At 68.2% G+C, this 13,516-nt stretch carries 10 protein-coding genes; 5 read left to right on the forward strand and 5 right to left on the reverse strand.

Translation table 11 applies throughout. The annotated features are described in order from the left end of the window. Positions 1-164: 164 nt before the first annotated feature. Both ACFQ7F_RS23405 and ACFQ7F_RS23410 read right to left on the reverse strand, forming a co-directional pair. Positions 165-1,562 carry a family 43 glycosylhydrolase gene (locus tag ACFQ7F_RS23405; RefSeq protein ID WP_383273428.1) on the reverse strand — a complete coding sequence of 466 codons (1,398 nt, stop codon included), beginning with the start codon at positions 1,560-1,562 and terminating at the stop codon, positions 165-167. A gap of 58 nt (positions 1,563-1,620) precedes the next feature. Further along, positions 1,621-3,132 carry a sulfatase-like hydrolase/transferase gene (locus ACFQ7F_RS23410; protein ID WP_383273462.1) on the reverse strand — a complete coding sequence of 504 codons (1,512 nt, stop codon included), beginning with the start codon at positions 3,130-3,132 and terminating at the stop codon, positions 1,621-1,623. Positions 3,133-3,585: 453 nt separating this feature from the next. Here ACFQ7F_RS23410 and ACFQ7F_RS23415 point away from each other — a divergent pair, with 453 nt between their 5' ends. From ACFQ7F_RS23415 to ACFQ7F_RS23435, 5 genes are all read left to right on the forward strand, one after another. Next, on the forward strand, positions 3,586-4,848 hold the full coding sequence (locus tag ACFQ7F_RS23415; RefSeq protein WP_383273430.1) for an ROK family protein: 1,263 nt from the start codon (positions 3,586-3,588) through the stop codon (positions 4,846-4,848). Positions 4,849-4,867: 19 nt separating this feature from the next. Continuing rightward, positions 4,868-5,680, forward strand: coding sequence for an ABC transporter permease (locus ACFQ7F_RS23420; RefSeq protein WP_383273432.1), 813 nt, complete (start codon positions 4,868-4,870; stop codon positions 5,678-5,680). After that, positions 5,677-6,459 (forward strand): ABC transporter ATP-binding protein, encoded by a 783-nt coding sequence (locus ACFQ7F_RS23425; RefSeq protein ID WP_383273434.1) that lies wholly within the window; start codon positions 5,677-5,679, stop codon positions 6,457-6,459. Before ACFQ7F_RS23420 ends, ACFQ7F_RS23425 begins: the two co-directional genes overlap by 4 nt. A gap of 61 nt (positions 6,460-6,520) precedes the next feature. Beyond that, on the forward strand, positions 6,521-7,504 hold the full coding sequence (locus ACFQ7F_RS23430) for an aliphatic sulfonate ABC transporter substrate-binding protein (RefSeq protein WP_383273436.1): 984 nt from the start codon (positions 6,521-6,523) through the stop codon (positions 7,502-7,504). 20 nt (positions 7,505-7,524) lie between these two features. Then, the gene (locus ACFQ7F_RS23435) at positions 7,525-8,481 is read left to right on the forward strand and encodes a formylglycine-generating enzyme family protein (protein ID WP_383273438.1); all 957 of its coding nucleotides are present in this window, start codon (positions 7,525-7,527) and stop codon (positions 8,479-8,481) included. A 103-nt stretch (positions 8,482-8,584) separates the two neighbouring features. On the opposite strand, the gene xdhC is transcribed toward ACFQ7F_RS23435, so the two are convergent. Genes xdhC through ACFQ7F_RS23450 form a run of 3 tightly spaced genes read right to left on the reverse strand, consistent with a single transcriptional unit; the run spans position 8,585 to position 13,327 of the window. Next, the gene (gene xdhC, locus ACFQ7F_RS23440; protein ID WP_383273464.1) at positions 8,585-9,394 is read right to left on the reverse strand and encodes a xanthine dehydrogenase accessory protein XdhC; all 810 of its coding nucleotides are present in this window, start codon (positions 9,392-9,394) and stop codon (positions 8,585-8,587) included. 1 nt (position 9,395) lies between these two features. Beyond that, positions 9,396-11,831 (reverse strand): xanthine dehydrogenase molybdopterin binding subunit, encoded by a 2,436-nt coding sequence (gene xdhB / locus ACFQ7F_RS23445; protein ID WP_383273440.1) that lies wholly within the window; start codon positions 11,829-11,831, stop codon positions 9,396-9,398. Continuing rightward, positions 11,828-13,327 (reverse strand): xanthine dehydrogenase small subunit, encoded by a 1,500-nt coding sequence (locus ACFQ7F_RS23450; RefSeq protein ID WP_383273442.1) that lies wholly within the window; start codon positions 13,325-13,327, stop codon positions 11,828-11,830. Before ACFQ7F_RS23450 ends, xdhB begins: the two co-directional genes overlap by 4 nt. Positions 13,328-13,516 lie beyond the last annotated feature (189 nt).

Consider the following 13,516-nt stretch of genomic DNA (forward strand, 5'->3'; position numbering starts at 1 on the left):
GTCGTCGCCCTGGCCCGCTCAGGAGCGCTCCAGGTAGAGACGGAGCAGTTCCCCTTGTCCTCGGCGCCGAAAGTGCTCGGCTTGCTGCGTCAGGGCCGGGTACGGGGGCGGGCTGTCCTGATTCCCTGAGCAGGGTTGTCGCAGAGCCTGGCGCTGCTGAATCTCTAACTCTGGGTCTGGCTCTGGGTCTGGCTCTGGCTCCGGCTCTGGCGCCGTACGTACAGGCGGTTGCCCTTCGGGCCGGTCCACTCCAGGCGTACGACACCGGCTACCGCGGCGTCATCGACGCGGGACGGGTCGGCCCAGTAGCCGAACGCCGGGTTGCGGAAGAAGGTCGCCCACAGGTCTCCGTCGCTGTCCGTGAAGAAGTTGTTGTGCCCGGCGCCCACGCCCGCGGTCCAGCGCTCGGAGTAGGGGCCTTCGAAACGGTCCGCCACGGCGACGATCGCGTCGTACTGGTACTGCGTCCGGCCGGCGCCCCCGACGTCGTAGGCGTAGCGGGGGCTGCCGTAGGCATCGATCGATGTGCGGTCCCACGCGGCGTGCACCAGGTAGTACTTGCCGCCGTGCTTGAAAACGTAGGCGCCCTCGAGGTACGGCTCGGGCGTGTAGGGCGTCTGCTTGAACACCGGGAGGTTCGTCGTGGTGACGATGTCCTCCATGTCGGGGCGGAACTTGGCGTAGAGGTTGTTGTGCAGCACCAGCCACGCGTCGGAGCCCTCCGAGTAGAGGCCGCCGTCGATGTGGTGGTAGGCGCCGGGTTTGATGAACGACGGTCCGCCGATGAACGACTCACCGAAGGGCTTGTCGAGGTTGCCCTCGGCGAGACGGTACGGGCCCGCGACCCCGCCCTCGCTCACCAGCAGGAACGAGCCGACCTTCTGGGAGTGGTCGCCCATGCACGCGACGATGTACCACTTGCCGCGGAAGTAGTGCAGCTCGGGCGCCCACGCATTGGCACGCTTACCGAACTGGCCGTCGTCGTACCAGTATTCCTGCCACGGTGCGACGACGGTGCGACCGGGGCGGTTCTCCCCGACGAACTCGGGGGACCACACCTTGCCGCGCTCGGCACCGGGCCGGATGCCGGTGGTGTCGGCCAGCTTCCACGGGCCGTGCAGGGACCGTGCCGTCCACACGAAGATGCCGTCGTTCCAGGGGCCTGCCGCCGTGAGGCCGGGCACGCGGGTGGTGCCGGTGGCGACGTAGAGCGGACGGCCGTCGACGACGAAGCAGTTGACGTAGGTGTCGCGCATCCAGACCCGGCCGAGCTCCTTGTCGCGGGGACGGAGTTCGAGGGGCAGGACGAAGGAGTTGTCCTCGCGCGGCCACAAGTCCTCGCGGGCATCCGCGACGCCGTACGGCTTGGGGTCGGGCCAGTTCGACGGGTGATGCTTGTGATGCTTCGTCGCCGCTGTCTCCGCGGGCAATGCGGCCTCCTCGGGCAGTGCGGGCAGCGCCTGGGCAGTGGCCGAGGGCAGTGCGGCCACCCCCATGGAGCCGGCGATGCCGACCAGCATGGACCGTCGGCCGATGTGCGTTCCGTTCTCGGATCTGGTCATCAGTAGCGAATCCTTTGTCGTCTGTCGTCTGTCGTCGAGAACACCGGGCTGTGGAAATTCAGTTGGGGCGTTCGGCACTCTTCGCCGTCGGACATGCTTCGAGGCCGCCGGTCTCGAACGCGGAGAGGGTCGTGTCGTAGTCCGTCTCCACGTCGTACATCGGCGTCATCCAGTGATAGAAGTTGTCGCCGCGCTCACGGAGCAGGTCGTACAGCTGCCGGGTCAGTGCCGTGCGTATGCCCCGCATTTCGGGGTGGTCATGGCGGTTGTGCAGCTCGTCGGGGTCGGCGTCGAGGTCGTACAGCTCGTTGCGGGATTCCGGGTTGATCACCAATTTGTGGCTTCTGGTGCGCAACATCCGCTGCGGGTAGGGGAAGTGGTGGCCGTGGAACTCTGCGAGGTGGTGCTCGTCCCACTGGGGGTGCTCGCCACGTACGAGGGGCAGCAGGCTGCGGCTGTCCACGGCCGGCCCGGTCTTGCTGCCCGCCAGGTCGAGGATGGTGGCGGTGCAGTCGGTGAGAGAGACGAACTCTTCGCGCACCTGACCCTGCGGGGCGCCGGGGACCTTAAGCAGGCCGGGGATGCGGTAGATGTCCTCGTACATCGCAGGACCCTTGTCGTGCAGCCGGTGGGAGCCGGTGAACTCGCCGTGGTCGGCGGTGAAGAAGACCGCTGTCCTCTCGTCCAGGCCCAGCTCGCGCATCGCGTCGAGGATGCGGCCGATCTGCTCGTCGATGAGCGTGACATAGCCCCAGTAGACGGCGATCAGCTTCCGCGACTCCTCAAGCGTCATGGTGTCGAAGGCCCACAGCTTGCTGTAGTTCTGCTGCACGGTCGGTTTCGCCGCGAAGGTCTCACTCACGGAGGCGGGCAGTTCGACCAGATCGGGGTCGTACATGTCGTAGTACGCGTCCGGGAGGATGTACGGCAGGTGCGGGCCGAAGAAGTGGGTGGCCAGGAAGAACGGTGCCCCACCGCCGTGGTCCTCCTGCGCGGCGAAGCGACGGAGCATCTCGATGGTGCGCGTGGCCAGGTAGTACTCGAAGGTGGCCTCGACCGGCTGGTGGAGTCGGGCGGCAAGGAGGTTTCCGGGGCTGCCGTTGGGTGTCGTGCCCCGCACCGGATCCGTGATGCGGTACGGGGGCAGGTCGTTCTCCGCCAGGTAGGCGAGGTAGTCGGGGTGGTCCACGGGGTTGTGCCAGCCGACCAGGTCGGGGCCCTCGAAGCCGTAGTCGGCGGCGTTGCGCCGCACGCCGCCGTGCCACTTGCCGACCAGGCCCAGGTTGTAGCCCTCGGAACGCAGTTGCTCGGAGAAGGTGAACTGACCGTCGGAGAGGTCCTCCAGATAGCCGACGTTGCGCTCGTAGTTGGCGAGCAGCTTGTGCCGGAACGGCGCCGCCCCGGTGAGCAGGCTCGCGCGCGCCGGGGTGCAGATGGCGGTGGGGGTGTAGAAGCTGTCGAAGCGTGTGCCATCGGCCGCGAGCCGGTCGAGGTTCGGTGTCCGCGTGTGCGGGTTGCCATACGCGCCCAGGGTGTCCACCCGGTGTTGGTCGGTCATCAGGAAGAGCATGTTGTGGCGCACGGAGGGCCTCTCGGGTCGGTCGGTCCGGCTCGCGCGTCGGCCGGGGCGGGCCGACGCATCGGACGTCTGGATGTCTGGCACGCCGTCATGACGCCTCGACGGAAGCCGGTTCGGGGTGGCCGACGCTGCTGCTTTGGGAGCGTGACGCGGTCTCCGGTGTGTGAAGTGGCTTCCGGTGCGTGCCCGATGGTGCCGTCCGACGCATGCTCCGACCCGGCGATCATTTAAGTCAAGAGTACGTACGTAAAACACGCAGAGGTAGCCCATCAGGGCGCATGACCCTCGTCGCGCGCCGCCGAAGGGCCTCGCGGCCGGATTTCCGGGCGGACCTGCCCGTACGTGTCAGCAGGTCAGGCCGGTGTCGATGAAGAGCCTCTTGCCGGTGTGGCATTCACATGAACAATTTGTTTCGACTCATTGACGAAAATACTCGGCACTCACATGCTGTCCTGCATGCACGAACACGACGGCCCGCTGACGCGGCTTCGACGCAGCCATGAGCAAGCTGTTCTCGAGCTGCTCCGCAAGCACGGTCCGCTGAGCCGCGCCGAGTTGGGCGACCGCAGCGGGCTGTCCCGAACCACGCTCCATGACATCGTCGCCGGGCTCCTGGGCAATGGTTCCGTGGTCGCGGGCACACCGCATGTCGAGGTGCGCAAGCGCGGCCGGCCGGTGGAGAAGCTCAGCCTCAACCCGGCCGCGGGCGAGGCGGTCGGCATCGACTTCGCGCGCCGTGCCGTGCATGTCGCGGCGGTCAACTTCGCCCATGAGGTGATCGGTTCGGCGAGTGAGGCCCATGCCGCGGACCTGTCCTGGCCCGAGCGGATCGAGATCGCGGAGCGTCTTCTCGCCACGTCGGCCATCGGATCACCCGTGGGGTCGATGGGCGGCAGCGTGCGAGACGGGCGTGAGCGGCATGACGGGGCAGGCGGCGTCCACCTCGACACGCTCAGCGCGATCGGCGTAGGCGTGGTCGGACCGATCACCGACCCCGGCAGCGAGAACGCCCGCGCGCAGGGCATCGACGGCCTGCCGGACCTGCTGCGCAAACAGTTCGGTGTGCCGGTGCTCCTGGACAACAACACCCGGCTCGCGGCGCTCGCCGAAGCCGTATGGGGCGCGGCGGCGGACAGCAGCGACGTGCTCTACCTGCGGTTGTCGCACGGCGTCGGCGGCGGCCTTGTCGTGGGCGGCGCGCTGCACCGCGGCCGCAACGGCCTGTCCGGCGAGTTCGGGCACATCACCGTGGACCCGGCAGGCAGACCGTGCGAATGCGGCGGGACCGGCTGTCTGGAGACCCGCGCCTCGCTCGACGCGGTCCTCAACCGCTACCGCGAAGCCGGTGGCCGGGCCGACGACCTCACTGGACTCCTTGACGCAGCCGCCGCCGGCGAACCGTCCGCCCTGAACGTGCTCGAGCACGTCGGCAACGACGTCGGCGGGGTCCTTGCCGCGGTCTGTCATGCCGTCGGCCCGGGCGTCATCGTCATCGGCGGCGAGCTGGCGGAGGCGGGCCCCGCCCTCCTCGAACCAGTCGAACGGGCCCTGCGGCAGCAGCTGATGCCACTGGCCCGCCGGCACGTGGACGTACGGCGCGCGACGCTCGGCGAGGCCGGCAGCGCGCTTGGCGGCATCGCCCTCGTTCTCCATGAATCCCCCCTGCTCTCCCACTACCCGCAGCCCGTCTCCGAGGAGAACGCGTGAAGCCACCAGCGAGGAACCCATGGCTGTGATCACTCCTGTCGACAAGACGGCCACCGAGGGGCGTAAGGAGCAACCGCGCCGCTCCCGGCACCGGCCCCTGCTCCTCAACGCCGTCGCGGTGGCGGCGGGCATCGCCGTATGGGGCGTGGTGGCCGCCCTGGGCCTGGTCGAGAACCTGCCCACGCCGACTGCGGTGGCGCAGAAGGCCGGCACCATGATCTCCGACGGCACCCTGGCGTCCGATACGTCGGCCAGCCTGCGCCGGGTCTTTCTCGGCTACGCCATCGGCGTGGCCGTGGCCGTGCCGGTCGGCTTCCTCATGGGCTGGTATCCCACCGTGCGCGCCTTGGTCGAGCCGTACATCCAGTTCTTCCGCACCATCCCGCCGCTCGCGCTCATTCCGCTCGCGGTCGTGCTTCTCGGGATCGGCGAGGTGCCCAAGATCGCCGTGATCTTCCTGGCCTCGTTCATGGCCTGCGTCCTCTCCTCCTTCCAGGGTGTCATCGACGTCGACAAGACACTGATCAACGCGGCCCGGGTGCTCGGTGCGTCGGACCGCACGATCTTCGCCAAGGTGGTCGTCCCCGCCTCCACCCCGTTCATCCTCGTCGGTATGCGGATCGGCCTCGGGGCGTCCTGGGCCACCGTGGTCGCCGCCGAACTCATCGGTGCCCAGGAGGGGTTGGGCTACCGGATGCAGAAGGCGTCCACCTGGTTCGAAATGGACACGATCTTCGTGTCCCTGATCACGATCGGCGTGCTCGGGCTCATCATGGACCGGCTACTGCTGCTGGCCGAGCGACGCCTCACCGGCTGGCAGGAGCGACGATGAACAGCAAGATCACTTTCCGCGACGTGGTGAAGACCTTCCCGCTGAAGGACTCGACCTTCACCGCGCTCGGCGGGGTGAGCCTGGACATCGCTGACCAGGAGTTCGTGACCGTCGTAGGCCCCTCCGGCTGCGGCAAGTCCACCCTGATGAGCATGGCCGCGGGACTGCAGGAGCCCGACTCGGGCAGCGTCCTGGTCGACGGCACGCCGGTGTCAGGCCCCGGCCCCGACCGCGGGGTCATCTTCCAGCAGTACGCCCTGTTCCCCTGGCTGACCGTGCGGCAGAACGTGGAGTTCGGGCTCAAGCTCGCCTCCGTACCGGCCGTGGAGCGACGCCGACGCACCGATCAGGCCATCAGCCTCGTCGGCCTGAGCGACTTCGCCGACGCCCTGCCCAAGACGCTTTCCGGCGGAATGAAACAGCGCTGCGCCATCGCCCGTGCGTACGCGGTCGATCCCCAAGTGCTGCTCATGGACGAGCCGTTCGGTGCGCTCGACGCCCTGACCCGGGTGCAGTTGCAGGACCAACTGCTCGAGACCTGGAGCCAGGAGAAGCGCACCGTCCTTTTCATCACCCACGACGTGGACGAGGCCGTCTACCTTGCGAGCCGGGTCGTTGTCATGGCCGCCAAGCCCGGCCGCATCCACCGCGTCATCGACGTGGATCTGCCCTACCCCCGCACCGAGGAGATCCGGCTCTCGCCCGAGTTCCGGCACATCCGCAACGAGGTGTGGACCTCCGTCTACCACCAGGAAGCCCCGCCCCAGGCCGCCGCCTGACCCACCGTCCCGGGCACTTCGTACAACCAACCCCGTGCACCACCCCGAGAGGACATTCCGCATGCCCAGAAGGTCGATCAGGCACGCCGTCACGGCGCTGCCCGTCGCGTTCATGCTCTCGCTCTCCGTCAGCGCCTGCTCCAACAGCGCTTCCGAGGACAACAACACGGTCCGGTTCGGCTACATCGGTGACTACAACGGTGCCAGCCTGCTTGCGATCGCCGAGAAGCAGGGGATGTGGAAGAAGGCGGGCCTGACCGCACAGGTGAAGTCGTTCAACAACGGTCCGGTGCAGGTCCAGGCGCTCAGCGCCGGGAACCTCGACTACGGCTACATCGGCCCCGGCGCGATGTGGCTGCCCGCCTCAGGCAAGGCCAAGGTCGTCGCCATCAACACCCTCACGTACGCCGACCGGGTCATCGGCCAGCCCGGCAACAAGTCCATGAAGGACCTCAAGGGCAAGCGGGTCGGTGTGCCCGAGGGCACCTCCGGTGACATGGTCCTCAACATCGCCCTGGCGAAAGCCGGGATGACGACGAAGGACATCGAGAAGGTCAACATGGACCCGTCCACCATCGTCTCCGCCTTCTCCTCCGGGAAGATCGACGGTGCGGGCTTCTTCTACCCCGCCATCGACACCATCAAGAAGAAGGTCCCGGGCCTCGAGGAGATAGCCAGCACCAAGGACACCGGGGACGCCTTCCCCACCGCGTTCGTCGCCGGCACCAAGGTGCCCGAGGGGAAGAACAGCAAGGTGATCAAGGTGCTGCAGCAGGCAAACGACTGGCGCAAGCAGCACCCCGAGGAGACCATCACGCTCACCGCCAAGATGCTCCAGGTCACCGAGGCCCAGGCCAGGGCCGACGCCTCGCACGTCCAGACCCTCTCCACCAAGGACCTGGCCGCGAAGACCAAGAGCGGCGAGGTGGACAAGTGGCTGAAGACGCTGGGCGACTTCTTCGTCCGCAACAAGCAGCTGGACGACAACCCGGCCCCTGATGAGTACTACACAGGCGACCTCTACACGAACGCGTACAGCAAGTAGTCCTGGACCACGGGCCGGAAATGAGCCTCCCCATGAAGAGCTGCTGCGCCCCCTCCGGCCCGAAGCCGCAGGCGCGCGATCTGCCCGACACGCACGAAGGAGCCGTTCGTTCCGGCACGGCCGCGTGCCGCCCCGCACACGCCGAAAACGCCGAGTACGCCGGATACGCCGACCGCATCTCTCTCCCCGGTGGAACCTTCCGCATGGGCAGCGAGGACGCGGACGCGAACCCCGGTGACGGCGAAGGGCCCGTCCGCGACGTATCGGTCCCGCCCTTCGCCATAGACGCACACGCGGTCACCAACACCCGCTTCGCGGCCTTCGTCGAGCAGACCGGCTACGTCACCGAAGCGGAGGGGTTCGGCTGGAGCTACGTGTTCGCGAAGTTCCTGCCGGGCCCGCTGCGCAAGACGTCACCACGCCCGCCGGGAACCCTCTGGTGGTGCGGCGTCCAAGGTGCCCTCTGGAACAGACCGGAAGGGCCGGACAGTCGCCTCGACGGCCGCTGGGACCATCCCGTGATCCACGTGACGTGGCGAGACGCGACCGCTTTCTGCCGGTGGGCCGGAGGGCGATTGCCCACCGAGGCGGAGTGGGAGTACGCCGCACGCGGAGGCCTTGACCAGGCCCGCTACCCCTGGGGCGACGAACTCACGCCGGGTGGGGAGCACCGCTGCAACATCTGGCAGGGCACCTTTCCGTTCCGCAACACCGAAGCCGACGGCTTCGCCGGCACCGCACCTGTGGACGCCTTCGAGCCCAATGGGTTCGGCCTCTACAACGTCGCGGGAAATGTCTGGGAGTGGTCCGCCGACCCCTGGCAGGACAGTCATCCCGACCGTCGTGCGATGCGAGGCGGCTCCTATCTCTGCCACGACTCGTACTGCAACCGGTACCGCGTCGCCGCCCGCACCGCGAACACCGTCGACAGCTCCGCGGGCAACCTCGGCTTCCGCATGGCCTGGGACATCGGCTGACGCCGAGCGAGCGGCAGACCGCCCGAGGCCGTGCCGAGAGGGCCCCGCATCGATGCGGGGCCCTCTCGATCCGTTGCCGATCGGTGTCGACCCGGTCGGCGGGTCAGTTCCCGTCGGCCTCGAAGGTGCGCAGCAGATCGGCGGCGACGCTCACCGCGATGGTCGCGGGTTCCTTGCCTGTGACGTCCGCGAGGCCGATCGGCGTCTTGATCCGATCGATGGTGGCCTCGTCGTGACCGCCCTCGGTGGTGAGGCGTTTACGGAACCGCACCCACTTGGCCGCCGACCCGATAAGGCCGATGGAGCCGAGATGGGTGGTACGCAGAGCGGCGTCGCACAGAGCGGCGTCCTCGGCGTGATCGTGAGTCATGATCAGGACGTGGGTGCCGCGCGGCAACTCCGACAACACCTCCTCGGGCAGCAGCAGTGCGTGATGCACGTGCACCTGACCCACCGCGTCCGCAAGGACCTGGAGCCGCTCCTCGGTGAGGATGTCGGAGCGCGTGTCGATCAGATGGAGATCGAGGTCCTGACGTGCCAGGATGCGCGCCAGCTCAAGACCGACGTGCCCGACGCCGAAGATTGCCACCGCCCGTACCACCGGGAGCGGTTCGAGCAGCACCGAGACCGTGCCGCCGCAGCACTGTACGCCGTGCTGGTTGGTCACCTTTTCGTTCAGGGCGAAGTCCATCAGCTCCGGCTCCGGCTTGGAGGCGGCCATCATCTCGCGGGCCCGATCGATCGCGACGGCCTCGACATTGCCGCCCCCGATCGAGCCCCACGCCCCGGCCTCCCCCACCACGAGCTTCGCACCGGCGTCGCGCGGGGCGTGTCCGCGCACGGTTGCGACGGTCACAAGGACGCCGGGCTCCCGGCGTGCTCGCAACCGTGCGACCGCGGCGACCCACGTCATGTCAGGCACCGCTCAATGTTTTTGCGTCGGTACGGATCTTGCCGTTGGCGGCGAGACCGCTGGTGGCAGAGCCGTTGTGGGCGGCTGGGGCCACCCCGGTCCGGGAGCCTTCATCCTGGCGAGCCGCCTCGACCGCCCAGTACACCGCCTCCGGCGTCGCGGGCGAGGCCAACTCGACGCTGACCCCGCTCGGCCCGAATGCGGCAGCGGCCTGCCGAAGGGCTTCCCGGACCGAGAACGCCAGCATCAACGGAGGCTCACCCACCGCCTTGGACCCGTACACCGCGCCTTCTTCCGTGGCGTTCTCAAGGAGCGTCACGTTGAACTCCTCGGGCATCTCCGAAAAGCTCGGCAGCTTGTACGTGCTCGCGGCCTGGGTGAGGAGACGGCCGCGGTTCGGTCCGTCGCCGGTGTCCCAGCGCAGGTCCTCGAGTGTCAGCCACCCCGCGCCCTGCACGAACCCGCCCTCGACCTGACCGATGTCGATCATCGGGGACAGGCTGTCGCCGACGTCGTGCACGATGTCCACCCGTCGGATGCGGTACGCGCCGGTGAAGCCGTCCACCTCGACCTCGGCCGCCGCGGCGCCGATGGCGAAGTACTTGAACGGCGTGCCGCTGAAAGACTTCGCGTCCCAGTGCAGACCCTCGGTCCGGTAGAAGCCGGCCGCCGACAGCTGAACCCGCTGGAAGTACGCGGTGCGCACCAGCTCGTCCCAGGCCAGCTCCTTGTCGCTGCCGAGGGTGCGGGCGACGCCCTCGACGATGCGTACATCCGCGGCACTCGAACCCAACTGGGTGGCGGCCACCTCCAGCAGCCGCTCGCGCAGCTGTTGGCAGGCGTTCTTCACCGCCGCGCCGTTGAGATCCGCTCCGGAACTCGCCGCGGTGGCCGAGGTGTTGGGGACCTTGTCGGTACGTGTGGGGGCGAGGCGCACCTTGTGCAGCGGGATACCCAGCGTGGTCGCGGCCACCTGCAGCATCTTGGTGTGCAGGCCCTGGCCCATCTCGGTGCCGCCGTGGTTGATCAGGACCGAGCCGTCCTTGTAGATCAGCACCAGCGCGCCGCCCTGGTTGAAGGCGGTGAGGTTGAACGAGATCCCGAACTTCACGCCGGTGATCGCGACTGCCCGCTTGGCGTGGGGGTGCGCGGCGTTGAAGGCGGCGATCTCGCGCTTGCGATCGGCGAGTCCGCCCTTCTCCTTGACCTGCTGCCAGACGGCGGAGATCCGTTCGGGCTGGGTGACCGGCTGTCCGTACGGCGTCGACTGGCCCTGACGGTAGAAGTTGCGCTCCCGCAACTCCATCGGGTCCAGGCCGAGCAGCGGCGCGCACCGGCCCATGATGTCTTCGATCACCAGCATGCCCTGCGGTCCGCCGAAGCCGCGGAAGGCCGTGTTGGAGGCCTTGTTGGTCTTGGCGATACGACCGGCGACGCGCGCGTGGGGAATCCAGTAGGTGTTGTCGATGTGGCACAGCGCGCGAGCCACCACCGGCTCGGACAGATCCAGGCTCCAGCCGCCGTCCGCGGTCAGGGTGGCGTCCAAGGCCTGGATGTGGCCGTCGGCGTCGAAGCCGATCTTCCACTGGGCGTGGAACCCGTGGCGCTTGCCGGACATGGTCAGATCCTGCGTCCGGTTGAGTCGCACCCGAACGGGCCGACCGGTCAGCTTGGCGCCGAGCGCGGCGATGGCCGCGAACCCGTGCGGCTGCATCTCCTTGCCGCCGAAACCGCCGCCCATCCGCAGACACTGCACGGTCACTTCGTGGCTGTGCAGGCCGAGAACGTGCGCGACGATCTCCTGGGTCTCCGAAGGATGCTGAGTGCTGCTCTGGACGAAGACCTGCTCGGCCTCGTCGACCAGGGCCAGCGCCGCGTGCGTCTCCAGATAGAAGTGTTCCTGGTCGGAGAACTGGAACTCGCCGGTGAACACATGCGCGGAGTCCGCGAAGCCGGCCTCCGCGTCGCCGGTCAGCATCACGGGCCGGGCACCGTGGAAACTGCCGGCCTCGATCGCGTCCTGCAGCGTGACGACGGAGGGCAGTTCGTCGAGTTCCACCTCCACGGCCGCGGCACCGAGCCGGGCCGCCTCCAGGGTCTCGCCGAGCACCCAGGCGACCGCGTGACCGTAGAACATGACGGTGTCGGGGAACAGTGGTTCGTCGTGCTTCATCCCGGCATCGTTGACACCGGGCACATCGGCGACGGTCAGCACGCGGACCACACCTGGGACGGCGAGCGCGCGCTCGGTGCGCAGCGCGGTGATCCTGCCATGGGCTTTCATGGCCTGGACCGGGTAGGCGTGCAGCACGTCCTTGGTGCGATGGATCAGGTCGTCGGTGTAGAGCGCGGCGCCGGTCACGTGCAGGGCAGCGCTCTCGTGCGGCATGGAGACACCGACGACGGACTTTTCGGGGCGCTCGGACAACTCGCTCATGACGACGCCGCCTCGGTGGTTCGTGCGTACAGCTTCAGCAGGCTCTGGCCGAGCATCGCGGAACGGTAGTCCGCGCTGGCGCGGTGGTCGTCCATGGGCGTGCCCTGGGCCCGCAGCACCTGGGCCGCGGCCTCGACGGTCGGCGCCGCCCACGGCTCGCCCTCCAGGGCGGCCTCGACGGCGATGGCGCGGACCGGGGTGGCGGCCACGCCGCCCAGGCCGATGCGTGCCTTGCGGACGATCCCGTCCTCGATGTCGAGCGCGAAAGCGACCGCGACACTGGAGATGTCGTCGAAGCGTCGTTTGGCGATCTTGTGGAAGGCGACGACCGGCGACAGTGGCAGCGGGATGCGCACGGCGCGGATCAGCTCGCCGGGACGGCGCACGCTCTGCCGGTAGCCGGTGAAGTAGTCGGACAGGGGGATCTCGCGCTCACCGTCGGCGTCGGCGAGCACCACCGACGCCTCAAGGGCGAGCAGCACCGGCGGGCTGTCACCGATCGGGGATCCGGTACCCAGATTGCCGCCGAGGGTCGCGCTGTTGCGGATGAGCCGGGACGCGAACTGCGGGATCAGCTCTGCCAACAGCGGGATGCGGCCGTCGAGGCGGCGTTCGATCTCCGTGAGCGTCTGCGCCGCCCCGATCTCGATGTAGTCGGATTCGACCCGCAGTTCCCTCAGTTCGGGCAGACGGTCGATGGCGACCACGCAATTCTCCCGCCGGGAGCGGATATTCACCTCCACGCCCCAGTCGGTACTTCCGGCAACCACTACGGCGTCGGGCCGGTCACGCAGCAGCCGCAGTACTTCCGCCAGGGTGCTCGGGCGCAGGAACTCTCTGCCGTCCTGGGCGTATTCGGTGGCAGCCGGTGCGGGCGCGGCTTGCTCGCGACGCCGCGCAAGGAGGTCCTCGTCGGTGGGCGTACCGACCGCGAACGCGGCGTCGCGGATCGGGCGATATCCGGTGCAGCGGCAGAGGTTTCCGCTCAGCGCGTGCAGATCGAACCCGTTCGGACCGTGCTCGGCGTCGGTGCGGTCGACGGTGTCGGTGCTGTTGGCCGATTCGGTGCTTTCGGCCGAGTCCGCGTGCGCGCAGCGGTCAGGCCGGTAGTACTCAGCGGCCATGCTGCAGATGAATCCCGGTGTGCAGTATCCGCATTGGGAGCCGCCGCGGACGGCCATCTCCTCCTGCACCGGGTGGAGCGCGGGCCGCGTGCCGGCTTCACCGGCGGAGGCGAGACCCTCGGAGGTGATGACCTCCTGACCGTCGAGGGCCGCGGCAGGGACCAGGCAGGCGTTGACAGCCACCCAGTCGGTGGGCTTGTTCACTCCGGGACGGGCCACCAGGACCGAACAAGCACCGCATTCACCCTCGGCGCAGCCTTCCTTGGTGCCGGTGAGGCCGCGCTCGCGCAGGAAATCCAGTGCTGTGGTGTGGGTCGCAGCCGGTGAAATCGGTGCTTCTTTTCCATTGACCGTGATCCGCGCCGCTACCATGACAGGCCTTCGTTTCGGTCCGCGATCGGTCGCTTCATCATGTTCGCCAATTTCAGGCAGCTTTCTGTGTTCAGAGGCGCCACGACAGAGGAGCGGGCGCAAAAGGGCACGCGAGAGTGACGTGCCAGGAGATGGTGAAGGGAAATCCGGGATGTGCCACAGACAGGCACATCAGAACGGCGTACTCAG

This window comes from Streptomyces sp. NPDC056486, assembly GCF_042795295.1.
GTDB lineage: Bacteria > Actinomycetota > Actinomycetes > Streptomycetales > Streptomycetaceae > Streptomyces.

Coding starts and splice junctions, on each gene's coding strand:
- ACFQ7F_RS23405 (WP_383273428.1), bottom strand. CDS start 1,562: ATGACCAGATCCGAGAACGGAACGCACATCGGCCGACGGTCCATGCTG.
- ACFQ7F_RS23410 (WP_383273462.1), bottom strand. CDS start 3,132: ATGCTCTTCCTGATGACCGACCAACACCGGGTGGACACCCTGGGCGCG.
- ACFQ7F_RS23415 (WP_383273430.1), top strand. CDS start 3,586: ATGCTGTCCTGCATGCACGAACACGACGGCCCGCTGACGCGGCTTCGA.
- ACFQ7F_RS23420 (WP_383273432.1), top strand. CDS start 4,868: ATGGCTGTGATCACTCCTGTCGACAAGACGGCCACCGAGGGGCGTAAG.
- ACFQ7F_RS23425 (WP_383273434.1), top strand. CDS start 5,677: ATGAACAGCAAGATCACTTTCCGCGACGTGGTGAAGACCTTCCCGCTG.
- ACFQ7F_RS23430 (WP_383273436.1), top strand. CDS start 6,521: ATGCCCAGAAGGTCGATCAGGCACGCCGTCACGGCGCTGCCCGTCGCG.
- ACFQ7F_RS23435 (WP_383273438.1), top strand. CDS start 7,525: ATGAGCCTCCCCATGAAGAGCTGCTGCGCCCCCTCCGGCCCGAAGCCG.
- xdhC (WP_383273464.1), bottom strand. CDS start 9,394: ATGACGTGGGTCGCCGCGGTCGCACGGTTGCGAGCACGCCGGGAGCCC.
- xdhB (WP_383273440.1), bottom strand. CDS start 11,831: ATGAGCGAGTTGTCCGAGCGCCCCGAAAAGTCCGTCGTCGGTGTCTCC.
- ACFQ7F_RS23450 (WP_383273442.1), bottom strand. CDS start 13,327: ATGGTAGCGGCGCGGATCACGGTCAATGGAAAAGAAGCACCGATTTCA.